Origin of the sequence: Oceanobacillus timonensis, assembly GCF_900166635.1 — a bacterium.
Classification (GTDB): Bacteria; Bacillota; Bacilli; order Bacillales; family Amphibacillaceae; genus Oceanobacillus; species Oceanobacillus timonensis.
In genome coordinates, this window is the sequence record NZ_LT800497.1 from 1,308,362 (window position 1) to 1,331,861 (window position 23,500).

At 36.7% G+C, this 23,500-nt stretch carries 19 protein-coding genes and 2 pseudogenes; 13 read left to right on the forward strand and 8 right to left on the reverse strand.

Annotated features, from left to right (window positions below):
• Positions 1-40 precede the first annotated feature (40 nt).
• The 3 genes from B7E05_RS06315 to B7E05_RS06325 are packed head-to-tail and all read right to left on the reverse strand — an operon-like array spanning position 41 to position 1,130.
• A complete protein-coding gene (locus B7E05_RS06315) occupies positions 41-523 on the reverse strand; it encodes a glycosyltransferase (protein ID WP_080873410.1) in 483 nt (160 codons plus the stop codon).
• 14 nt (positions 524-537) lie between these two features.
• Positions 538-867 (reverse strand): MGDG synthase family glycosyltransferase, encoded by a 330-nt coding sequence (locus tag B7E05_RS22655; RefSeq protein ID WP_080873411.1) that lies wholly within the window; start codon positions 865-867, stop codon positions 538-540.
• Positions 849-1,130 (reverse strand): hypothetical protein, encoded by a 282-nt coding sequence (locus B7E05_RS06325; RefSeq protein ID WP_143833190.1) that lies wholly within the window; start codon positions 1,128-1,130, stop codon positions 849-851. Before B7E05_RS06325 ends, B7E05_RS22655 begins: the two co-directional genes overlap by 19 nt.
• A 135-nt stretch (positions 1,131-1,265) precedes the next feature.
• Here B7E05_RS06325 and B7E05_RS06330 point away from each other — a divergent pair, with 135 nt between their 5' ends.
• The 3 genes from B7E05_RS06330 to B7E05_RS06345 all read left to right on the forward strand — a co-directional run bounded on the left by B7E05_RS06330 (position 1,266) and on the right by B7E05_RS06345 (position 5,910).
• Positions 1,266-1,766, forward strand: coding sequence for a YkoP family protein (locus B7E05_RS06330; RefSeq protein ID WP_245832991.1), 501 nt, complete (start codon positions 1,266-1,268; stop codon positions 1,764-1,766).
• A gap of 282 nt (positions 1,767-2,048) precedes the next feature.
• The gene (locus B7E05_RS06335; RefSeq protein WP_425435106.1) at positions 2,049-2,909 is read left to right on the forward strand and encodes a metallophosphoesterase; all 861 of its coding nucleotides are present in this window, start codon (positions 2,049-2,051) and stop codon (positions 2,907-2,909) included.
• A gap of 937 nt (positions 2,910-3,846) precedes the next feature.
• A complete protein-coding gene (locus B7E05_RS06345) occupies positions 3,847-5,910 on the forward strand; it encodes a catalase (RefSeq protein ID WP_080873415.1) in 2,064 nt (687 codons plus the stop codon).
• 934 nt (positions 5,911-6,844) lie between these two features.
• Here the strand turns inward: B7E05_RS06345 and B7E05_RS06355 are convergent.
• The 3 genes and pseudogenes from B7E05_RS06355 to B7E05_RS06365 all read right to left on the reverse strand — a co-directional run bounded on the left by B7E05_RS06355 (position 6,845) and on the right by B7E05_RS06365 (position 8,234).
• Positions 6,845-7,702 (reverse strand): annotated as a pseudogene (locus B7E05_RS06355) (DUF421 domain-containing protein).
• A gap of 10 nt (positions 7,703-7,712) precedes the next feature.
• Positions 7,713-7,916 carry a DUF1657 domain-containing protein gene (locus B7E05_RS06360; RefSeq protein ID WP_080873417.1) on the reverse strand — a complete coding sequence of 68 codons (204 nt, stop codon included), beginning with the start codon at positions 7,914-7,916 and terminating at the stop codon, positions 7,713-7,715.
• A 33-nt stretch (positions 7,917-7,949) separates the two neighbouring features.
• Entirely contained in the window at positions 7,950-8,234 is a 285-nt protein-coding gene (locus tag B7E05_RS06365; protein WP_425435087.1) for a SpoVA/SpoVAEb family sporulation membrane protein, read from the reverse strand.
• 602 nt (positions 8,235-8,836) lie between these two features.
• On the opposite strand from B7E05_RS06365, the gene B7E05_RS06370 reads away from it, so the two are divergent.
• The 4 genes from B7E05_RS06370 to B7E05_RS06390 all read left to right on the forward strand — a co-directional run bounded on the left by B7E05_RS06370 (position 8,837) and on the right by B7E05_RS06390 (position 12,743).
• Positions 8,837-9,436, forward strand: coding sequence for a spore coat protein (locus B7E05_RS06370; RefSeq protein WP_080873418.1), 600 nt, complete (start codon positions 8,837-8,839; stop codon positions 9,434-9,436).
• A 119-nt stretch (positions 9,437-9,555) separates the two neighbouring features.
• Positions 9,556-11,613, forward strand: a complete 2,058-nt coding sequence (locus B7E05_RS06375; protein ID WP_425435107.1) for a catalase — start codon at positions 9,556-9,558, stop codon at positions 11,611-11,613.
• A 288-nt stretch (positions 11,614-11,901) separates the two neighbouring features.
• A complete protein-coding gene (locus tag B7E05_RS06380) occupies positions 11,902-12,249 on the forward strand; it encodes a cytochrome P450 family protein (RefSeq protein ID WP_080873420.1) in 348 nt (115 codons plus the stop codon).
• A 164-nt stretch (positions 12,250-12,413) separates the two neighbouring features.
• Entirely contained in the window at positions 12,414-12,743 is a 330-nt protein-coding gene (locus B7E05_RS06390) for a cytochrome P450 family protein (RefSeq protein WP_080873422.1), read from the forward strand.
• Positions 12,744-12,937: 194 nt separating this feature from the next.
• On the opposite strand, the pseudogene B7E05_RS06395 reads toward B7E05_RS06390, so the two are convergent.
• A pseudogene (locus B7E05_RS06395) lies at positions 12,938-14,093 on the reverse strand (IS3 family transposase).
• Positions 14,094-14,139: 46 nt separating this feature from the next.
• Between B7E05_RS06395 and B7E05_RS06400 the strand changes: the two are divergent.
• The 6 genes from B7E05_RS06400 to tnpC all read left to right on the forward strand — a co-directional run bounded on the left by B7E05_RS06400 (position 14,140) and on the right by tnpC (position 21,357).
• A complete protein-coding gene (locus B7E05_RS06400) occupies positions 14,140-14,466 on the forward strand; it encodes a cytochrome P450 (RefSeq protein WP_143833192.1) in 327 nt (108 codons plus the stop codon).
• Between the two features lie 1,031 nt (positions 14,467-15,497).
• A complete protein-coding gene (gene abc-f, locus B7E05_RS06405; RefSeq protein ID WP_080873423.1) occupies positions 15,498-16,949 on the forward strand; it encodes a ribosomal protection-like ABC-F family protein in 1,452 nt (483 codons plus the stop codon).
• Positions 16,950-17,127: 178 nt separating this feature from the next.
• The gene (locus B7E05_RS06410) at positions 17,128-17,574 is read left to right on the forward strand and encodes a hypothetical protein (protein WP_080873424.1); all 447 of its coding nucleotides are present in this window, start codon (positions 17,128-17,130) and stop codon (positions 17,572-17,574) included.
• Between the two features lie 286 nt (positions 17,575-17,860).
• Positions 17,861-19,048 (forward strand): MFS transporter, encoded by a 1,188-nt coding sequence (locus B7E05_RS06415; RefSeq protein WP_080873425.1) that lies wholly within the window; start codon positions 17,861-17,863, stop codon positions 19,046-19,048.
• Positions 19,049-19,346: 298 nt separating this feature from the next.
• Complete coding sequence (tnpB, locus tag B7E05_RS06420) at positions 19,347-19,703, forward strand: IS66 family insertion sequence element accessory protein TnpB (protein WP_042528993.1); 357 nt, start codon at positions 19,347-19,349, stop codon at positions 19,701-19,703.
• Between the two features lie 97 nt (positions 19,704-19,800).
• Entirely contained in the window at positions 19,801-21,357 is a 1,557-nt protein-coding gene (tnpC, locus tag B7E05_RS06425) for an IS66 family transposase (protein ID WP_080873426.1), read from the forward strand.
• Between the two features lie 146 nt (positions 21,358-21,503).
• On the opposite strand, the gene B7E05_RS06430 is transcribed toward tnpC, so the two are convergent.
• Positions 21,504-23,081, reverse strand: coding sequence for a BCCT family transporter (locus B7E05_RS06430; protein ID WP_080873427.1), 1,578 nt, complete (start codon positions 23,079-23,081; stop codon positions 21,504-21,506).
• Positions 23,082-23,500 lie beyond the last annotated feature (419 nt).

Consider the following 23,500-nt stretch of genomic DNA (forward strand, 5'->3'; position numbering starts at 1 on the left):
ACATATTTTAAAAATTTATTAGTCATCTTACATCCAATTTTTATGACATTAATATTTTTTCTATTATTTGTGAAACATCGTTTTTTGCAAAGCATATATAAAAGGACTCTAACCGTTCATTAAAAGCTGATAAATCGTTCATTAAGATATCAGTTATCATATTCTCTATGTTATTTGTTGAATTCCAAATATCCAAATGAAATATTAAACCTTGACTTTTCAAATAATTTAAATTGAATTCCTCCTGTCCTGGTAATGCTTCAAATACAAAGATAGGAAGTCTTTTCCATAAGCATTCGGAAATGGTTACGCCTCCAGGTTTAGTAATAATTGCATTTGCCTCATCGTATAATTGATTCATTTCTTCTTTTGAATTGAGATAAGGAAGCGGTTTGATGAATGGATAATTTAGATGTTCTATATGTTGAAATAACATTTCATTTTTTCCACATAGTACTTTATAAAGAATAGAACCTGAGGGATTTAAAGTTTGCAGCAGTTGCTGAATCGAACCAGCACCCATGTTACCTCCACTTATCAATTTTCATTGTTTCCGGATATTTTCTTTTTTTTGAGTATGGAATCGATAGGAATTCCTGTTACGAAAATTTGCTTCGGTTTTATACCTCGCATTACCAATTCCTGCTTAAAGTGCAAACTTGGTACAAAGTGATAATTAATATGTTCAATCCCCCATAAATCATTTATAAAATAATCGGTGTACACATTAATAACTGGTCCAGTCCATATATTCTCTTTTTTTAACTGATTTAGAAGGTAGGATGGCAGGGCATGTGTACAAATAATTATATCCGGCTTGGTTTGTTTAATTAAATTTTTTATTTTATTTAAAATAAGACTTCGTATATATAATAGCTTTTCCTGCTTTTTCTTCTTTTTACGACAGCTTTATAGATTTTGCTATATATCCTTGGAAATTTATCAATCCATTGTAAATAAAAGGATGAAATAAACATTTCCACCTTGCCATAACAGTGTGATAACATTTCCACTTTTTCAAAATGAAAGTCGTTTGATGATTGATTTAAATGATTTTCTATCGTGTCAGCAACATGATGATGTCCTGAAGGAATTTGTAAAAAAGGCATAAATAAAATCCTGTACATCACGCTTTCGCCTCCTTCAAGGTTTAGTTTGTGAAACAAAAGAATTTTGATTCATAATACTTAATTTTTCAAGTAATAGTTAAGCAACGATTAATGAAGAATAAAACTGTCACTTATATCATTTAGAGGGGTAATAGATTGCGTATTAACTTTAGGAAAACTGGACTTTTTGTTTGGAATGTCATTGATCCGATTTATTTCCATTTTACACGTTTAGGTTATATTGAAAGTAAATTTGACGATCGGAGAATTATGCGTGTCCGTTTAACAAAATACAAAGGAAGAAAAGTTACGTTATCGGATGGTACAGAAATTAATAAAAACGATTTGCTTCTAAAAATTCATTTACACAATATTAAAATACTGGGGCAAATCCAAAACAATGATAGTGAAGTTAGAAGAGCATTAATGATTTATAAGTTTGTACAGGAATCACTCCCAGAAATTGTACATTATATTGAAATAAGAGGTAATACGAATGAGATTAAAGGGTTAATTGGTATTACAATGTTACATAGAGGATGTAAGAAATTAGGGGTTGAAATTTATCCTATTCAAAACCGATATTACAAAATGTTTAAACAAATCGCTCTTTTACCAATTTATTTATTATCAAGCAGTAAAATAAAGAAAAAATAATACCCCCTATGTATTTATTCATGTCAAAGGATGAGCTGCTTAACAAATATAAAAGGGTTAAATAGAAGACGAATCCTGCATAAATAGACAGCAAGACATCATATACAGGGAATAATCAATGAAAATTGTAGTCAAAACCTTCTGTAAGTGCATAAATCTGTTTCAAATAAAATACGTTAGTAAAAGTTGTATGAAGTTTTCCTTTTTATCTATAAATTACAACTAAAAATTCCGCCAGAATTTTATTATAATGATGGATAGGAGGGGGGAATGTTATATTTTATCTTCACTGTATTTACAGCACTAACAGGGTGCTTTTTATATAAAGGTTATAAGAATACACATTCGGTAGCAATCAATCATATTAAACTAGAAAAAGATTTTCCACCAACCGATTCCACTTCATTACGTGTACTTCATATTTCTGATATGCATATTGAAAACATATCCATTATACTAGAACAGTTATTTATGGACTTGAAAGATCAGCCTATTGATCTTATTGCCTTGACAGGGGATTTTCTCGATCGAAAACGAAGCATCCCAAAGCTTGTTCCGTATTTAGAGGCACTAAATAAGTTGAATCCTGTTTATGGCTCCTATGTTGTTTTTGGCAATCATGATTATGTTTTGCACAATTCGAATTTTAACCAGTTAAAAGAATTATTAAATGAATATGGATTTAAAACGATGCAAAATGAACATGAAATTATAGAGGTTGGTGGGAAAAAAGTAAATATCATTGGGATTGATGATTTTAGTACAAGTCGCAGTAATATAGATAAATCCTATAAAGAAATCCAAAAAGGATACAATTTAGTTCTAACACACGATCCGAATATCGTTCTTGCAATGCAAAATCATCACTTTGACTACCTTTTGTCTGGCCATTTTCATGGCGGGCAAATACATTGGCCTAAACCGTATCACCTTGCAAAAATGGGAGAATTGGTTCATAAAAGTATAATCAAAGGTTTGCATTACCAAGATGGGAGACCGTTCTATATAAGTGAAGGGCTAGGTCAAACAGGCATAAACATCCGAGTTGGAAGCCGTCCAGAAATCACTTATCATGATTTACAGCTGTATGATGAGGCAGAAAAGAATAACGTAGAATTAAAAGAAGCTACAGTAGCCGGATAATTTATTATCCGGCTTTAATAATGCATTTTAAATGGATAGTGACAACTTGAAGAGATGTTATATGACTCTGTTTTATTCATTTATTGCATATTTTGATTATTATTTCCATTTGTTGTAATTTGTTTGAACCTTGCTATACTGTATTTGTTAATTATTGACTACCTTGGTTGCCTGCTATATTCTGTCAAAATAGAGTGGAGCTGGTTCCTCGTATGAAAGGTGAACATGGGCCGGTTCCTGTTATCCAGTACACGCCGGCAAGCAAGATGCGAAAAAGAGAAATAAGTTAGCGAAAATTATGGCAAATATCATGCGAATGGGTTTTGTCGTAGATGCTAATTGCGAAGCCTATCAAGTAAAACGGCTTTTCATCGCTAACTCTAGTGTCGAGCATAATAGTGGTGGAGGAGTGAATCCTAGGCTGACTGCTCAAGCGTTAGCAATACGAACAGCAGAAAAATTAGCGATGAAATACTTTTATTGAAGCTGCAGCTATAATTATCTTCTCCTGTGTTCAAATTTCTTTTATTGCAGAAAGTGAAAGTTTTAGTAATTCTACTTGCAAACGGGATTTTAAATCATGTGGTCATACAACTTATTTGTCAAATGGAGGCGAGCTTGCCTAACCATTATCGTATGTAGTGTTCTAAGTTAGGAAATAAAACATACCTATATAAATGAGTGGTTAAATTTAAAAATAGTGCGTGTTCAAAATACGGGAAAAAAGATCAAATCAACTAAAGTCCCTGGCATCTTGGGACTATGATTACTCATCTCATCAAAAACCGTTTGGGACTGCGGTTACTTGCCCATCCAAAACATTTGTGATGGTTTCTGCGGCCGTCCCAATGACGCGGGCGATCTTAGTAGAAGTTCCTTTTCCCGATACATCATTTTTATTGAACTTTTTGAACATCCTCTAATAGGAGGCGATTGAATGGATAAGGATAGAGACAAAAAGAGAACTGACGATGATGCTAAGGATAAACAACTAGAACAATACCGTAAACAAAACACTGGCCCCGGAAAGCAGATGACAGAAGAGAGCGGAGTGAAAATTTCAAATGATCAACAGAGCTTAAGAGCAGGAAAGCGTGGCCCCCATTTATTACAAGACTTTCATTTTTATAAAAAACAGACCGATTTTAATAGAGAACGAATACCGGAAAAAGTCGTTCATGCCAGAGGCTTCGGGGTATATGGGGATTTTGAAGTTTATAAATCAATGAAACATATTACAAAACTTCATTTCTTGGGAGCGCCTGGGCGGAAAACTCCTGTATTTACTCGATTCTCTAACTTTATCGGCAGTAAAGGATCAAAGGATACAGCAGTCGATATACGCGGGTTTGCAGTGAAGTTTTATACACAAGAAGGAAATTATGATCAACTCTCTCTTCAGTTTCCTGTCTTTATTCTTGAAGACGCGATGAAATTTATGGATGTGACACATGCGGCTAAACCAGATCCTAGAACAGAGGTTCCACAGGCTACAACCGCTCATGATAGTTTTTGGGACTATGTTGCAAATAACCAGGAATCAGCACACATGGTCATGTGGCTTATGTCTATGCGGGGACGCCCAAGAAGCTGGCGCATGATGGCAGGCTGGCCAATCAATACATTTCGATTTATAAATGAACAGGGAAAATCAACTTTTGTCAGATTTAAATGGGAACCTAAACTTGGTGTTCATTCATTGTTACTCGATGAAGCAAATTTAATTGGAGGAGTGGATCCAGACTTCCATCGTCATGATATTATAGAAGCGATAAAAAAAGAAGCATACCCTGAATATGAATTAGGTGTACAGTTAATAGCGGAAGAAGATGAATTTAAATATGATTTCGATGTTTTAGACGATACAAAACTTTGGCCAGAAGAAGAAATACCTGTTGAAATTATCGGTAAGCTGACATTAAACAGATTGGTAGATAATTTCTTTGCAGAAGAAGAGCAATCTGTATTTGACCCTGCCAATCTTGTTCCAGGGATCGATTTCACAAATGATCCTGTATTACAAGGTAGAGCAATTGCTTACAGGGATACTGAACTACATCGACAACATTCCTCAAATATAGAAGATATCCCTGTTAACAAACCAATCGTAGAAAGAAATTACAATTATCGAGATAGCTACCAGAGACATCGAATTGATGTGGATTCCGTAAATTATCATAACAACTCATTAGCAGGTAATACACCAGCAGAGACGCCTCCTGAGGAAGGTGGATACGCCAATTATCCTGGAGCAGTGGAGGGACACATTACGAGGGATCTCCCTAGCGAATCGTTCGATGATCATTTTTCACAAGCTAGACTTTTCTGGAACAGTTTATCATCTTTCGAAAAGCAAGATCTTGTAAAAACATTTAGCTATCATCTTGGAAAAGTAAAAAGTGAATCAGTAAGACAGCAGAATGCCGATATGTGGGTCAACGTAGATAAAGAAATGGCTACGACAATTGCTGAAAATATTGGAGTAAATCCGCCTACGGGATCTCAAGTTCCAGTAACAGCAAGTTCCCCTGCCATTAGCCAAGCTAATACACCGCATTATGCATACACACAGAAAGTAGGAATATTAATCGGTAATGGTTTTAATGGTGATGAAGTAAAAAGAACAATGAACTTCTTGCAGCAACAGGGAGTATTCATGGATGTTATTAGTAGAAAGCTTGGAACTGTTGCAGCGGCACACGGTACAAAGATTGAAGTTGAAGAGACATTTGTTACAACAAATCCAGTCTTGTATGATTCCATCTATGTTGTAGGTGGAACCACTGCGAATCAAGAAAAATTTCAACAGGATATCTTGAATTTCGTACATGAAACCTATAAACACTATAAACCGATTGGCGTTGCAACAACCGGGCAGTCATACATTCAAGCTTCAAAAGATAATAACTTAGATGGTGTTGTTTTTGCTGCAAATAATCCTGATTTTGAGGAAGATTTTGTCTCTGCAATTGCCAAGCAACGCTTTTGGAACAGAATATAGTATTGATTTCGAGCTATTATAATTTTAAGTATAAATGAAGAGCATGAATCCTAAAGGGGCTCATGTCCTTCATTTATACAAGGTTTTAATCACAGATCTAATTTGGTTTTAAACTGCTGCATCGTCTTAGAATTATTTTTTGGAATTCTAATAGTGTGTGTTCAAAAAAATGCCGGAAAAGAGGTAGTCATTGTTTCAAGGTCAAAACCAAACTCGGGAAATTCGGCCGTCCGAGATTGTAGGTGAACTGCAGGAAACGTTGTTCATATTTAATAAGTGCGCGAGCTTGTCTTCTACCCGGCTGCTGAAAAGCATTGATAAAAATTTTATTCTTTCCTATGTAAAAAAAGAGGGTAGCGTTCCGTACAATGAAGTACGAAGGCTACCCCCTTCAGCCTAAACTCAAGACTAGTAGATTTCTACTTCCGATTTCAGCATACTGTTAATTACAGGGTCATGAAGCTATAAATAGCCTATCGCCATTACTTTTTACGAATATTCGTCATGTTCATCTCTTTTCAATTCTTAGCTTTTTCACCCCTCTCCGCTCGTTTCTTTATTTCATTTTTTAATATCTACAAATATTTTGTTCCAACTTTAATTTGATTGCATTTATCAAAGACTCTTTTAAGAGTTCATCTGATAAATGCCTCAGACTATTCATTAATATTCCTCCCACGTTTGCATTTTGATTCCTTAAATTTTGAATAATCGGAAGTAGAATCTATTTAAAATATTACAAAATGGGATAAAAAAGATACAATAAGTTGACAATAATTATATGAATATTAGAAATTTTATTGAATTTAAAGTAGTTAAATTAATAGTGATAAAGGATAAAATCATAATATAAAGCTTGGTATAAGTACGAATCGATGCTTAATTCCGACGAAAAGGACAATAGTTCACTGCGATATTCTCGTAATGAAATGATTTATTTTAAATAAGGTTCTAAAATAGATTGAACTTGATTCATATTTTTACTGCATCTTTGATAAATTTCTTTGGAGTTCTGATTATCCGTAGCTAAGGAAAATATTTCTAAATCTGCTTGACATTTCTTAATCGTAGCTAGTAATAGTGCAGACTGTGAAGGTTCAGCAACAGCTAGATGGTCATCGTATAAATCTAAATACAATTTACCTTGATCATCTACTTGTCCCAGAAATACATTCTCCAAAGCTACATCTTGTTTTTCTAACTCTGTTCTCAGCCAATCAGGATTTAAAGAGGCGTTGGCCAATGGTTCCAGCATTATATTTCCGTCCATAATGACCGTTTGAGGTTCTTTACCTGGATCTACCGTTAATCCCAAATCCTTTGCAGTTAAAGGTCGGTTTTCTTTTTAAGGAAGTACATTTAATGTGCCAGTTGGCTCCAATACAGCAAATTCAACATCAGAAGCTAAAAAAATGTTTTTATCTCTTAATTTTTCCAACAATTCATCTGTAGAGTAACCTTCTTTTTTTAAGTTTTCTTCCATGATTTTACCATCTTGAATAAATATAGTCGCCTTACCTTCTGTAAAATCTCTTGTTCGTTTACTTTTCAGCGATAACTTTTCAATTCCAAACGGTACGATAAACCAGATAAACATAGCAAGTATTGCGTAAAAAAAGTTTGTTTCAGGATCCATTGTATGAACTGCAGCAATTCCTCCAAGTACGATACCTGCAATGGTTTCAAAAATATTCAGTTGAGCTAATTGTTTCGTCCCTAACCATTTGATTAAAGAAAAAAGAAATAAAATCAGAATAAGGGAACGAAGGATGACAATAATCCATTCTGGCATAGTAATCCTCCTATGATTTAAATTGTGGCTCTTCTTTCATTAATTCAATCACTTGATGATGCATATCACTTTTAACTTGGGCAACAAGCTTATTCGCATCTTCAATTGCAGTTTGTAAAGATGGATTTCTAGTTGTTTCATATAAAGACTCTAATGTACCTTCAATACTTTTTATAGAAGCGTAGCAGCTTTTTACTTGTGTTCCTACAGTCATTGATGATCGACTCCTATCCTTTTGGTTTAAATATCAAAGCTCCATCAAAGCTCCAATGACACCAAAGATAATCGCAGCGGATATTCCAGCACTTGTCACTTCAAAAATGCCAGTTACTACACCAATAAGTCCATGTTTTTCAGTCTCTTGCATGGCACCATGAACAAGTGAGTTACCAAAACTGGTTATAGATACCGTGGCTTCTGCACCAGCAAAATCAATTAAAGGCTCATATAGACCAATACCATCTAATATTGCACCACTAATAACTAGGATGGTTAGGGTATGAGCAGGAGAAAGTTTAAAAACATCAAACATAAGTTGGCCGATTACACAGATTAGGCCACCGATAACGAAAGCTCAGAAAAAAAGCATTTATTACCATTCCTTGATTCAAATGCTATCGAATAGGAAATTCTCTTCATTCGCTAATGTGATGGATTAAAAAGATCCAACTCGTTCTCATGAAGGGCTATTCTCGTCTTTATGACGTCGCCGTTTGTTGAGGGGATATCAATAAAGATGATGTTCACATCACGCAATAACCAGCAATGTATGCGCAGAATTAATAGTAAGTACTTCCTTTATTTTGTTATTCTGTAATACTTCACTTTTCACAAGTATGTTCAAAATTAGCTTGTGAACGCTTTAATTAAGCAATCGTTTGCTTTACTTCTGTTCCAATAGTCATTTCAGTCACGCTTTCTTTGATAATACGTAATACTACTCTGCAATAACATAAGCTTTTTATTCTTGTGATTTATTTCCAGTTTTTAGTGATTTAATAATCACTTGTTATAGAGAAATCATAGTTTCTGATTCTTCTTTTTGTAAATTCTAGAATGATTTAAAAAAAACGTATATTTAACTGTTATTTTAGTCACCATATTATTGAAAGAAAATTAACTAGGAGGGTTATTATGGAAAATAACCAAATGCAAAACGAACAAATGAACCATGGTGGCCATGAAATGTTTGATGTCCACGAGGTGTTATCAGGAGCAATTAATACGATGAACACCTATACAATGCTAAACGAACATATAAAAGACCCGGAACTTCGCGATATTTTAGAACGTCAAAAAACGTTTATGCAGGATGAATATAATATTACGTTAGAATGTTTTAAAACGGGACAAGATCCTGCAAAACCTACGCAAAGTTATAAAATGAAGCAAGATAATCATTTCACTTATGGGTTAAAAGCTTCTCAACCTAAAAAACCAATGCAAGCATCAACAGAAATAAATGATGAAACGATTTCTAATGGCATGTTAAGTGCCGTTAAGTCAACTGTACCAGCCAAAGCTGGAGCAGCATTAGAAGTTACGAATCCTGTTGTACGCAGAGTTCTTGCTGATTCTGTTCCAAACTGTATTGAAATGGCTTATGAGATTTCTTTGTATCAAAACAAACATGGATATTATCAGGTGCCACAACTTACGCCGCAAGATATGATGCAGATGAAAGAAGGGTATGCACCCACTACCGTTCAACCGCAAAAACCTCCATTACACTAAAGAACAAGCCCTTTCATTTTTGAGGGGGTTTTCATATTATTTTAGCCTTCATTTTAATCCATTATTAGCTAAAATAATAAAATGTTACTACATTTAGGAAGGGAGTTTGTCTACACATGATAAATGAAGATAAAAAGGTAAATGCAAACAGTAAAAATGAACAGTTAGAATATTTTCGGAGTGCGGACAGCGAGGATAAAGAGCTGACCACGAACCAAGGTGTTAAAGTAACGGAGGATGAATTATCTTTAACAGCCGGAGAAAGAGGTCCAACTTTAATGGAAGATTTCCATTTCCGTGAAAAAATGACCCACTTCGATCATGAACGAATCCCAGAACGTGTTGTTCACGCACGTGGCTTTTCAGCTCACGGTGAATTTGAGTTATATGAATCCATGAAACCTTACACGATGGCAAAATTCCTACAAAATCCGAATGTGAAAACACCAGTCTTTACTCGTTTTTCTACTGTTGTTGGTTCACGTGGTTCCAAAGATACACCAAGAGACGTAAGAGGATTTGCAACGAAATTCTATACAGAAGAAGGGAACTTTGACTTAGTGGCAAATAATTTTCCTATCTTTTTTATTCAAGACGGCATGAAATTTCCTGATATTGTTCATGCCATCAAACCTGAGCCCCATAATGAAATGCCACAAGCAAGTGGTGCGCACGATACATTCTGGGATTGGGTTTCACAAAATCAGGAAAGTGCGCATATGGTTATGTGGCTTATGAGCGATCGAGCGATTCCTCGCAGCTTTCGCATGATGGAAGGGTTTGGTGTTCATACATTTCGCTTTGTGAACGATGAAGGGAAAGTGCATTTTGTGAAGTTTCATTGGAAACCGGTATTAGGGACACATTCTCTTGCATGGGATGAAGCGGAAAAACTAGGCGGGAAAGATCCTGATTTTAATCGTCGTGATCTCTGGGATTCGATTAATATGGGTAACTATGCTGAATTCGAGCTCGGTGTTCAAATTTTAGAAGAAAAAGATGAGTTTAAATTTGATTTTGATATTCTTGATTCAACGAAATTGTGGCCAGAAGAGGATGTTCCTGTCCGTATTATTGGAAAAATGACTTTAAATCGAAATGTAGATAATGTTTTTGCAGAGAACGAACAAGTTGCTTTTCACGTAGGAAATGTAGTACCTGGAATCGACTTTACCAACGACCCATTGCTGCAAACACGCTTATTTTCCTATACGGATACACAGCTGCTCCGTCTTGGCGGTCCAAACTTTCATGAGATACCGATTAATCGCCCCGTTTGTCCGTTTCATAATAATCAGCGTGATGGGTTTCATCGACAAACCATTAATAAGGGACAAGTCTCTTATCGAAATAATGCTTTAGCAGGTAATTCACCGCATACGGTAGATGAAAAGAATGGCGGCTTTGCTCATTATCAGGAAAAAGTTGAGGGAAGAAAAATTCAATCCCGAAGTAAAAGTTTTGAAGACCATTTCAGTCAAGCAAAATTATTTTGGAATAGCATGAGTAATGCGGAAAAACAGCATATTATTGATGGTTTTTGTTTTGAAGTTGGGAAAGTACAGTATAAGCCAGTGCAACAAAAGATTGTCGACATGTTTGGTAACGTTGACCACGGGCTAGCAGCTGCAATTGCACAAAAACTTGATGTAAGCGTACCGCCTGCAAATATTCAAAGCAAGATTACAAAAGCATCCCCTGCATTAAGTCAGGAGAACACGCCAAAATTAGCTAAAACCCGTAAAACAGCTGTCATTATTTCAGATGGATTTAATGGCGTTGAAGTAAAAAAAGTTATCGAGAATTTGCAAGCATCCGGAGTTCAAGCTGCGATATTAAGTGACAAGCTAGGATCTATAGTAGCAGATGACAACAGCAAACTGAAAGCTAAGCATACGTTTCTTACCGATTCATCGGTTGCTTTTGATGCGGTATACATTGCTGGTGGATCGAAAGCAGATAAAATGTTTGAGAAAAAGGCTAAAATGTTTATACAGGAAGCATTTGATCATTTTAAACCAATTGCTGTCTCGAACGAAGGCGAACAATGGTTTAAAGATAAACAATTACCAAGCAAAACAGGTGTTGTTATAAATAAGCAGCAACCAGATGATTTTTCAAAACAATTCATTGATGCGATTGCAACTCATCGTTTTTGGGATAGAACGATATCATAAGAAATAAAAGGGATCCTCTGAATGTAAGAGGGGCCTTTTTTCTTCAATGAATAGATATGTAATCAATACCATAGGCCTGATTAGCTTTAGAAATGTATCTTCTATATTCAAATGAGATGAAATCAAATGGTGAATCGGGCTTATTTTCGAGAATAGAAAAGAGCAGGTTACGAAAAAATAGAAATAGTATTTAATAAAGGGGGTGGAGTTTTACTTGTGACAAACTCAAAACGGATGCCAAAGGAATAAAGTCTTGATTATACTCTGAGCCTATTAAGAGAAGGATATATGTATATTCTAAACCGGCGTCATACATTTCATTCGAATGTATACGAGACACGTCTGTTCGGGAAAAAAGCTATTTGTATGGGTGGAAAAGCAGCCGCAGAAATTTTCTATGATACAGATAAATTTAAGAGAGCAGGTGCAGCACCTAATCGAATTCAAGAAACGTTATTTGGAAAAGGAGCTGTTCAAGGTTTAGACAATCACCCTCATCACCACCGTAAAAAGTTATTTATGTCAATGATGACGCATGAACAACTCAGCTCCCTTGCTGATATCTGCAGCAAACAATGGGAAAAAGCTTTAATTAAATGGGAAAAAAAGAAGAAATTATGCTTTATCAAGAAGTAAAAACAATTTTGTGCAGGACTGCTTGTCACTGGGTAGGTATTCCTCTAGGAGAAAATGAAGTAATACCATTTACAAATGATCTAGCAGAAATGTTTGAATCCCCAGCTGATATAGGTCCTCCTCATTGGAAAGGACGATATTCCAGAAACAAAATAGAACAATAAATGAAAAAACGAATAGATAAAGTACGGGAAGGGGAGTTAGAAATCCCTAAACATACGATACTTTATCGTCTTTCTTGGCACCGCGATATGGAAGGAAACCTTCTTAATCCAGAAACAGTTGCTGTGGAAGTTATCAATTTATTGAGACCGATTGTTGCCATTGCCATTTATATAAACTTTACATTCCTTTCACTCTACCAGAACCCTAACGAAAGGGAGAAACTCAAAAAAGAAGATGACATCTATTCAGAGATGTTTGTCCAAGAGGTGCGTCGTTTTTATCCATTTTTCCCAGCTGTTGTTGCTTTGGTGAAAAAAGATTTTACATGAAATAATTTTCTTTTTAAAGAGGGGACATTAACTTTATTGGATTTATATGGTACGAATCTGGATCTATGTCAAGAAATTGGACAATAGAAATGGTGAATTTATTCAAATTCCTACCGCACTCCGCTTGCTTCCCTCTGTGTTAAAGGAAGGGGAAGTCCGTCCCTTCCTTTAACACAGAGGCTAATTACGCTTTTCTATGAAGCTATTTTACGTAGATACATTTTTTCATACGCCATTGGTGACATATATCCAATGGTTGAGTGAATTCGCTTGGAATTATAAAATGTCATGATATAAGAAAAGATACTACGCTTTGCTTCTTCTCGGCTTTGATAATCTTCATGAAAGATTAATTCCTTCTTGATCACGCTATGAAACGACTCGATACATGCATTATTATAACAGTTGCCTTTCCGACTCATACTTGTGGTGATATGATGTTTTCTTAAAAGTGCTTGATACTCTTTAGCCGCGTATTGGCTGCCTCTATCGGAATGGTGAATTAATCCTTTTTGCGGCGTTTGCTGATTAATTGCTCGTCTTAAAGCTGTGAGTGTTAATTCTTTGGTCATTCGATGACTCATTGCCCAACCAATAATCCTTCTGGAAAACAAATCCATGATGGTCGCTAAGTACAACCATCCCTCTCTGGTCCAAATGTACGTGATATCGCTTACCCATACTTGTCCTGGTTTATCTGCCTGGAAATTTTGGTTTAGTAAATTCGGATAGACAGGATGCGAATGTTTGGAGTTCGTTGTCGCCTTATATTTCTTCACTGTTTTCGAACGTAAACCATTTTCCTTCATGATACGAGACACTGTTTTTTGAGAAACAGGTACCCCTTCATTGCGTAAAACCTGCGTGATTTTAGGACTGCCATATCTTTTTTTGATGCGATAAATATGCGTTTGATTTGAGCTGTTAGCTTTTGTTTACGTTTAGATTGATCGCTGACAGGGCGATCTTTCCACTCATAATAGCCACTCTTGGAAACACCTAATACTTGGCACATCTTCTCTACACGAAATTCGTGGTGGTGTTCTTGAATAAATCCATAGATTACTTCTGTTTTTTTGCGAAGATGCCCATAGCCTTTTTTAAAATAGCTACCTCCTCTTCCAAATCACGAATCCGTTTATCTTTTTCATACCCAGCTTGATCTTTGGGACTGCGATTACCGCTTCCTACAAAGCTATTCTCTTGGTCCTCTTTGTACCTAGCTACCCATTTTTGCAGCGTCTGGGGAACTAAGTCTAATTCTCTTGCCACTTCGGCTGCTTTCCTTCCATCTTCCACTACTAATTTTACTGCATATACTTTAAATTCTTTATCATATCTTTTTGCCATTTTAGACACTCCTAGAGATTATTATATTTAGTATAAAAATCCCCATTTGGTATGTCCAATTATTAGACTATCATCAAATTCACACCCTGCCATTTGGGATAATCCGAGTGTATTCGATCCAAATCGATTTGCTGATTGGTCGGGCAGTCCATTTGAATTCATCCCTCAAGGCGGCGGAGATTATTTCTTAGGACACCGATGTGCTGGTGAACAGGCTACAATGGAAATCATGAAAATAAGTCTTCAATACTTAAATAAAATATCTTATGAAGTTCCTGACAATCAAAACTTAAGCTTTAGTATGGTGAAGATTCCAAGTATCCCGAAAAGTGGAATCATTTTAAGGAATATTAATAAAAAGGACAGGTATTAATTAATTTTTCTTTTTTGTCACGTAGCGGACCAAGGGTGCATAAAATATAAAAATTAAAAGTCCCCTAATATCTAAATCAAACTAACTTAGAATGTATCTGTTTCAGATATAAAATAATGTAAATAGAAAAGGAATTTATGATATAGGGACTAAGAATTTTTTAGCAATAATTAATCAAAAAAAGAAAGTTGATTTTAAGTACAAATTACCTTCTTTTTGGCGCATTGGAAATGTTAACTTGTTAATCTTTTATATTAAAAACCTGTTTAGGAACATTATTCCTTTTTGCTAGTTACCTCTCATTCTGTTGGAATAAAACCCAGTTTACAAAATAAACTCCTAACTATGATTTAAATTTAAACTACAAAGAATAAATTCCCCTAAAATTGATTTGAAAGTAGCGAGAACAAGTCTGGTACTTATTGAATTTTTTTCCTTAACTGCTGCGATTAGACTATTGATACTCTCATATAATTCTTCCTATTCATCTTCATCTGCCAGTAATTGAATTTTCCATTTATAAATATTCTGTAATATGAATATACAACTCCAAAAGTTAGATTGACGTAAACAGATAAACCCCTTATAATAAAGTTAAATATAGAATGGAAAGGAAATTGTGCTAAGATGAGAATTCGATTCCTAGACTTGAACAACTAATTGGATAACATGTTCAAGCTCTGCCTGTGCTTTGGCACTCGCAGAGAAATAGGAGTCGTCTGTCTTTTTTTAGTTATTATAATGAAGGTATACATGAGGTATATCTTTTTCCTGAAAGAAGTATGTAAAAGGACAGCAGACGATTTGCTGTTCTTTTTTAATGATGAAATACAGATATAAAGAAAAGTTTTCTATTTCTTTGTGTGGAAAAGCAGGGCATTCGTTCTAATAATAAAAATAAGGAGAGATTCCTATGCAGATGCTATTGTTCTTTTGATTGATACGGGCTTGTTAGAAGAACACACAAGCTCGTATCGATACAATGACAGGCTATCGGTACGAGAAAATAAAAATTCTCGGAGGTAGCAAAAATGCAAAACATTCAATTTGAAATAAAAGATGTCGACTTAACGTATTTAGATAAAGATATTTTTTCCATTCACCGGTTAGCTGTTCATTTTATGGATCGGATTGGTATCGTTGGACCGAATGGGTCAGGAAAAACAAGCCTGATCCGTTTGCTTGCAGGGGAATTAGAACCGTCAAAAGGGGAGATTCACCGTCATGCGAGCTTTGCCTATTTAAAACAAATGGAAGTGCCTGAGGATGCGGAAGTCGATCCAAAGGTTTTAGGCAAACTGCAAGTCCCCGATTTGGAAGAGGGAATAAGCGGCGGCGAGCAGACCAAAATAAAAATCGCGCAGCTCTTGGCGAATTATCAGGAAGCATTATTGATTGATGAACCAACCACGCATCTTGATCAACAGGGAATCCGTTATTTACGGAGAGAATTGGAAAATTATTATGGAACACTAATTTTGATCAGCCATGATCGCAAACTTTTAGATCAACTTGTCACAACGATTTGGGAAATTCGTGATGGGGAAATCCACATTTATTCTGGTAACTATACGGATTATGAAGAACAGAAAGCATTGGAAGAAAGTCAACAGCAGGAAGCACATGAGCAATATCTGAAGGAAAAATCCCGTTTAGAAGCTGCAGCACAGGATAAAATGCAAAAGGCAGCGAAAATGACAAAAGGTGCGAAAGCAAATGCGCGAAAAAAAGAAGGCGCAGATCGGCGGCTCGCTACAAAGCCTAAAGATGTTTCGCAAAAAGGGATGCAAAAAAGTGCCAAAGCAATAGAAAGACGGATGGAGCAGTTAGAAAAAGTAGATGCTGTTCAGCATGAACGTCCTATTCAATTTCACCGGTCCAAGGCACTAGAGTTGCATCATTCCTTTCCTGTAATGGGGAATCAGCTGACGTTAAAGGCTGGTGAGAAGCTGCTTTTAGAAGCTGCCCGTTTTCAGTTTCCTTTAGGTAAAAAAATCGCAATTACAGGAGCCAATGGTTCTGGAAAAAGTACCTTACTTCAGGCGATTTACAAGCGGAAGGAAGGATTAGAGATTTCACCAAAAGTGGAATTTGGTTTCTTTGAGCAGCTTGCTTATCAGGAAAAGTCAGATGAAACTGTATTGGCCAGCTTAAGAAAAACAACGGATTATGAGGAAGGCTTTTTACGCAGTGTGCTCCATTCTATGTATTTCAGGGGAAATGATATTTATAAAAAACTGCGTTATTTAAGCGGTGGTGAGGCTATCCGATTGCAACTGTGCAGATTATTTCTTGGTTCCTATCACATCTTGTTACTAGATGAACCGACGAACTTTTTGGATATCCAGACAACGAAAGCATTAGAATCCTTTTTTAAAGGGTATCCAGGTACGATTATTTTTGTTTCCCACGATGCTGCTTTTATCGAAAATGTGGCAGACCATGTATATGAAATGAAAAATAACCAAATCATCGAAAAGTAACAAAGAACAGGAGCAGCGCGTTGCTCCTGTTCTTTTGTACGTATACGTGTTGATCATTGAAAATGTGCTTTATCTATAGATAGAATAAATTCATACACTTTTCTAGTGGACAAAATACTTCATTATATCAATAATAAAAAAGACAATGAATTTACAGCAAGAAAAGGAGCAAGTCTGTATGAAAAAGATACTTATCATTACATTCATCATCGCAGCAGGAGTGTTTTTCCTTGTTGGGAAGTTAGAGGGGGATACCAAGCTGTTTGCAGATGAATTACCTGCCAATATGAATGAAACAAACGAAATTGAAGAAATAACAATATATGAAGTAAAGCCGTCCGGGAAACCCAAATCGATTTCATTAACGGAAAAAGAGGAAATTGATAAGATTTTAAAAGCTGGTCAATCACTGAAACTCAAAGAAACCGATGAATTTGTAAATGCTGGATATTTGCTGTTATTCCAAGGTTCTAAGGAAAATTATACAATGACAGTCGATAAAGATGGACATATTGATATGAACGGACATGAGGAACATTTTGAAATGAAAGGAGAGAACGAGTTGTTTCAGGCTATCCAAGCGTTTCGAGATAAATGGGAAGTATTGGATGAAGAAGAAGTGTAAAGAATGTTTGAGAAAATAGCTGCTTTTTTGATATAAAAAAGATTGCATGGTTATCCAGTGTAATCTTTTTTTATGCGTGAAAAAAAGCGAAAATATTGGTGCTGTAAACGGCTTTGTAAGGGTGTATACATCTAGCATGCATGTTGCAGAAATATGCCAAAATTTGTCGGAAAAAAAGGCAAAAAATTTTAAGCAAAAATATATCTGAAATAAGAAAGATATGATATGATGTATCAGATTCCTAAGGGAGGTTTTAAATGAAATTTTAGTTAAGGAGAAATGAAGTATGAAAAAACAAAATATGACGCTGTCTATCTTACTGATGAATTTGTTTATTGCATTTTTAGGTATTGGATTAGTTATTCCAGTTTTACCTACGATTATGAATGAGTTGAATTTGTCTGGATCTGTTGTAGGTTATTTGGTAGCAGCTTTTGCCGTTGCGCAGCTTATTGTTTCACCACTTTCCGGCAGATGGGTTGATGCGTTTGGACGTAAACGCATGATTGTCACCGGACTTTTGATTTTTAGTTTTAGTGAGTTTCTATTTGGTATCGGAAAGACCGTAGAAATTTTATTTATCTCACGAATTTTAGGTGGAGTAAGTGCTGCTTTTATTATGCCTGCAGTAACTGCATTTATTGCTGATATAACAACACTTGAGACCAGACCGAAAGCATTAGGTTATATGTCTGCAGCGATTAACACCGGATTTATTATCGGTCCGGGTGTTGGTGGATTACTGGCAGAAGTGGGACCGAGAATCCCGTTTTTTGCAGCGGCAGGTTTGGCGCTATTTACAGCTATCTTATCGACAATAACACTGCGTGAACCAGAAAGAAACTATGAGGAACAAGGAGATGCAGAAGCTCCAAAACCCGGCTTAGGAAGAATCTTTGTTCCTGTATACTTTATCGCGTTTATTGTTATATTTATTACCGCATTTGGTTTATCTTCCTTTGAATCATTATTTTCTTTATTTGTGGATCATAAATTTGGATTCGCACCAAAGGATATTGCAATTATTATCACCGGCGGAGCGATTGTTGGTACGATTGCGCAAATTGCCTTGTTCGGCAAATTGGCAGACAAATGGGGAGAAATTCGTTTGATTCGTTATTGCCTGATTTTCTCTGCCATGCTTGTTATGGCGATGACGGTTGTGGAAAGTTATGCGATGATTTTATTCGTAACGATTGTTGTTTTTATTGGTTTCGATTTAATCCGGCCTGCTGTTACTTCTTATTTATCGAAAGCAGCAGGAAATGAACAAGGTTTTGTAGGTGGAATGAACTCAATGTTTACCAGTATCGGAAATGTTTTTGGACCAATCATCGGCGGGATTTTATTTGATATAAATTTAAATTATCCGTACTATTTTGCAGCAATGGTACTCATGGCAGGAATTGCTGTGGCAATGGTTTGGAAAAGTCCCAAAACAGGGGCGGAGCAAGCTGTTGAAGAAATGAAATAACTGTTGGTAATTAACATGGATAGAAAAATGCACTTGTGAAATGGGAATAACCGTAAGCGGGAAATAATAGACCGCATTCTATTATAACGGAACTACCTCTATACTTGGATTTAACAAGTAACAGGAGGTAGTTTTTTCATGAAGGAAAACCCGATTGTTCCCGTAACGATCCCAGCACCATCTTCCTCTACGCCTGTAAATCCAGTAGCGGAAGTTTCTTGTCATTCTCTACAGCTAACAATCTTTGAAGGTTGTCAGGAATCTTTGGCAGTAGCCTTGATAAAGGAGGTGTGCCGTCATGCTCGTTGACTTCTCCCAGATGAAAAATTGTTATTTAGTCTGTGGCTATACAGATCTTCGCAAAGGCATTGATGGTCTGGCTTCCGTAATCACCAGTCAATTTCAATTAGATATTTTAGATGAATCTGTTTTCTTATTCTGCGGGAGAAGAACGGATCGATTTAAAGCTCTCTGGTTTGATGGAGAAGGTTTTTATTTGCTTTATAAGCGATACGATCAGGGAAAGTTAACTTGGCCGCGTTCGCAAACCGACGTTGAAAAACTGACACCAAAACAAATCGAGTGGCTGTTTGACGGCTTTTCCATCTATCAAAAACAAAAAATTCAACCTGCCAAATTAGGTGTCCTCACTTAATCATGGGGGAGAGAAATTGTTTTTTAAATTTTTTCTTCCCTTTTTGATAAAGTGTGGTACGATAAAAGAAATTATTTGGACACAGGGGGTGAATACGTTGACAGAATTGGAAAAGAAGCTGATGAAACAAATCGAACATTTGACAATTCAAAATGAAAAACAAGCAAAACAAATTGAACAGCTGATTAACCAGCTGACCAATATGAATCGTCGACTATTTGGAACATCATCCGAAAAGAATTCTCAAGGTCAACTCTCCTTCTTCGAAGAAGACAATAATCCCCCTTTTAGCGAGGCAGAGCAACCTGCAGACAAAGCCGTTGAAATAGAGACCATCTCTTATCAGCGAAAAAAATATCAAGGGCAGCGGGCCGATATCACAAGAGACTTGCCTATCGTGGTAGAAGAACACACTCTTCCGTCCGATAGCCAGGTCTGTTCGTGCTGTGCCAGCCCATTAAAACATCTTGGGAAGCGAGAAGCTCGAACGGAGTTAGAGTTTATCCCAGCTCATTTAGTAAAACATGTACATTATGAACATGCTTATGAATGCTTAGCCTGTAAGAAAACCGGTCAGAATCACATTCTCCGACAAAAAGCACCGGAACCAGCCTTAGCTAAAAGTTTAGCTGGACCGAGCGTGTTAGCCTATAATCTCTATCAAAAGCTGGAGATGAGTATTCCTTATCATCGTCAGGAAAAAGAATGGGCAAGATATGGGTTGAAGGTTTCCCGGAGAACGTTGGCAAACTGGGCGATTCGAAGTTCCGAAGAATGGCTGGAGCCATTGTACCAACAAATGAGAGAAAAATTACTTCTAGAACCTGTGCTCTCCGCTGATGAAACGACCTATCAAATTTTACGCCGGGCAGACGAAAAGTCAGCTACAGCCGATGCGAGGATATGGTTATTTCGAACAGCGGAAGCTGCCAAACATCCCATTATTCTCTACCATTCTTCCGAGACACGCCGGTTTGAAGTAGCAGAAACCTTTCTCAAAGGATTTCAAGGACTTCTTCATTGTGATGGATATTCCGTCTATCAAAAATTAGAAGATGTGCAACTTCAAACGTGCTGGGCGCATGTTCGGAGAAAGTTTTTAGAGACCAATGATTCAAATGGACAAGGCGCCGTCGGCGTCCATTACTGTGACCAGCTTTTCAAGCTGGAAAGGCAATGGAAAGATTTATCTCCAGAGGAACGCCTGCAGCAACGCCAGCTGGAAAGCAAGCCGTTACTGAAGGAGTTTTGGGGATGGCTGGACGCTCTCGTTACAATGAAAGGTCCTTTACAAAAAGCTGTGGATTATACACAAAAGTTAAGGGATTCCCTTCAACGCTTTTTAACAGACGGACGCCTTTTCATTAGTAATAATCTCGCAGAACGTTCCATTCGGCCTGTCACCGTCGGACGTAAAAACTGGTATTTTTCAACCAGCGTAGCTGGAGCTCATGCGAATACCATTGGATACAGTGTTATCCAAACAGCTAAAGAAAATGGAATTGATCCGTTTGAATACTTAACCGTTTTATTTAAGGAACTTCCCCAGCTTAATATTTTTCAAGACTCGGAACAATGGGAAAACTATTTTCCATGGAGTCCTTATATCCAAGCCAAGGTGAAGCCACTTTCAAAACATATAAAACGAGCATAATAGCCCTAATGGAGCTTCTTTACAAAAAGTTTACTCCTTTCAGGGCTATTTGTCATGGCGTCATATTATTTCCCGCTTACGAATAACCCAAATGACAAGTGCATTTTTTTGCTTTTAAACGTTAGCATATTCTTTTGGAAGACATTTTATTTATCTGTATCTGAATGTTCAATGGTGATAGATTTTGGTTTTCTGGCATCCCGCTGTTTGTTCAAATCTTCTGTGGAAGCCCGCATAAACGACCATGCCAGCAGAATCATGATAAAGATAACCGGGAAGCCGGCAACAATACTGGCGGTCTGTAATGTTTCCAACCCGCCGATAAACATTAACGCCATTGGTAAAATCATTAACACAAACGCCCAGAAAATACGATGCCAACGCATTGGTTCGCCGCCAACAAGTCTTTTTTGAGCAACGGCTGCCAGAATATAGGAAGCCGAATCAAAAGTAGTCGCCAGGAAGATAATAGCGAGTATCGTAAAGACTGGAATAACGAACCATGAAATCGGCAGCTGATCCAAAATAGCAATAATCGCAGCCGGAGCTCCGTACTCATTCATAAAGCCGATTACATCGAAGCCGCCGGAAAGTTGCAGATAAAGACCATAGTTCCCTAAAATTCCAAAGAATAGTACACAACCGAGTGTCCCGTAAATCAATGTTCCAAGCACCATTTCTTTGATTGTTCTTCCGCGTGAAATTCTCGCTACAAACAGCCCTACGAACGGCGCGTAAACAACCCACCATGCCCAGTAGAAAACGGTCCAGGATTCCGGGAAGCCCGTTTCTTCATGTCCGGGAATAGACGCAAGCGGTTCGAGCCAGGTCGCCATCGAGAAAATATTGTTAACAATCCGACCGATACTTGTAAAGGTCATTTCGCTGATAAATAAAGTTGGGCCAAAAATAAACACAAACCCTAAGATAAATAGTACAAGCCATATATTTAAATCACTCAGTACTTTAATCCCTTTTTGAATACCGGAGTAAGAACTTACTGCAAAGATGGCTGTACAAATCAGCATAATAACAGCCTGCATTACCAGAGATACAGGAATTCCGGTGATATGATTAATCCCTTCCGCAATCATTGGTGTTCCTAATGCCAAGGTGGTTCCTGCTCCGCCGAGTAAACCGAAAATAAATAATACATCAATAATCGTACCAAGCGGCCCGTCAGCATATTTTCCAATTACCGGTCTGGAGGCTTCACTAATTTTGAGGACGGGTTTTTTTCGAACATAATAAAAGTAGGCAATTGGCAATGCGGGTAATGTATATAAAGCCCATGCTACTGGTCCCCAGTGAAACATTCCATAACTCGCAGCCCAGTTGATGGCTTCTTCCGATTCAGGAGTGATTCCAAATGGCGGTCCCTCATAATAATACGCCCATTCAATCATCCCCCAGTATAGTATACTAGAGCCGATGCCTGCGGAGAAAAGCATAGCCGCCCATGAAAATGTTCCAAATTCTTTTTTTGTATTTCTCTCCCCAAGTTTTATATTTCCATTTTTACTGAAAGACACATATAGTAAAAATATGAGGACACCAAGCCCCAATAATAAGTATAAAATTCCGAAATTTCCTGTAACAAATTCATTCGCCTGATTAATAACAGACGCACCTGCTTCCGGAAACAGAATTAATGGAATAACGACACTGAGTAAAAGTACTAACGCCAATATAAAAGTTGGCCAGTCAATTAAACGTTTATTCATTTTTTCATCTCCTTATCTATGTTGAACCCTTCTTTGTTGTTTTGAAAACGATTTATAAAGTGCTTGATAAAAAATTTGGTCATATATTTAAAATGTTTCCCTATTTATCACTTTACAAACATGTTTGAAAGGCTGATGAGGCCTTTTATTCCACGCAAAGCAAAAGTAAAAAGAAAAACGAATGGCGCGTTTTTCCAATGTAAGGGAGTTATTCAAGAGCAGGAACATGGCACATCTTAGAACCAAAGCAGGATAATCGCTTGTTTTGTACGGATTAGACAGCGAATCATGAAAGATACTGTCTGATGCATGGGTCATATTTTGCGGAGAACCGGTCGACAAGAAATGATAAAGTTTATACTAACATATTAAAGAATAATATCAAGTTTAGTAAAAGACCTATTTTATTATTACTCAAC

Excerpts from the sequence above, each read along its gene's own strand:
- B7E05_RS06315 (WP_080873410.1), bottom strand. The coding sequence starts at position 523 with ATGGGTGCTGGTTCGATTCAGCAACTGCTGCAAACTTTAAATCCCTCA.
- B7E05_RS06345 (WP_080873415.1), top strand. The coding sequence starts at position 3,847 with ATGGATAAGGATAGAGACAAAAAGAGAACTGACGATGATGCTAAGGAT.
- B7E05_RS06360 (WP_080873417.1), bottom strand. The coding sequence starts at position 7,916 with ATGACTGTAGGAACACAAGTAAAAAGCTGCTACGCTTCTATAAAAAGT.
- B7E05_RS06365 (WP_425435087.1), bottom strand. The coding sequence starts at position 8,234 with ATGTTTGATGTTTTTAAACTTTCTCCTGCTCATACCCTAACCATCCTA.
- B7E05_RS06370 (WP_080873418.1), top strand. The coding sequence starts at position 8,837 with ATGGAAAATAACCAAATGCAAAACGAACAAATGAACCATGGTGGCCAT.
- B7E05_RS06380 (WP_080873420.1), top strand. The coding sequence starts at position 11,902 with ATGTATATTCTAAACCGGCGTCATACATTTCATTCGAATGTATACGAG.
- B7E05_RS06390 (WP_080873422.1), top strand. The coding sequence starts at position 12,414 with ATGAAAAAACGAATAGATAAAGTACGGGAAGGGGAGTTAGAAATCCCT.
- abc-f (WP_080873423.1), top strand. The coding sequence starts at position 15,498 with ATGCAAAACATTCAATTTGAAATAAAAGATGTCGACTTAACGTATTTA.
- B7E05_RS06410 (WP_080873424.1), top strand. The coding sequence starts at position 17,128 with ATGAAAAAGATACTTATCATTACATTCATCATCGCAGCAGGAGTGTTT.
- B7E05_RS06415 (WP_080873425.1), top strand. The coding sequence starts at position 17,861 with ATGAAAAAACAAAATATGACGCTGTCTATCTTACTGATGAATTTGTTT.
- tnpB (WP_042528993.1), top strand. The coding sequence starts at position 19,347 with ATGCTCGTTGACTTCTCCCAGATGAAAAATTGTTATTTAGTCTGTGGC.
- B7E05_RS06430 (WP_080873427.1), bottom strand. The coding sequence starts at position 23,081 with ATGAATAAACGTTTAATTGACTGGCCAACTTTTATATTGGCGTTAGTA.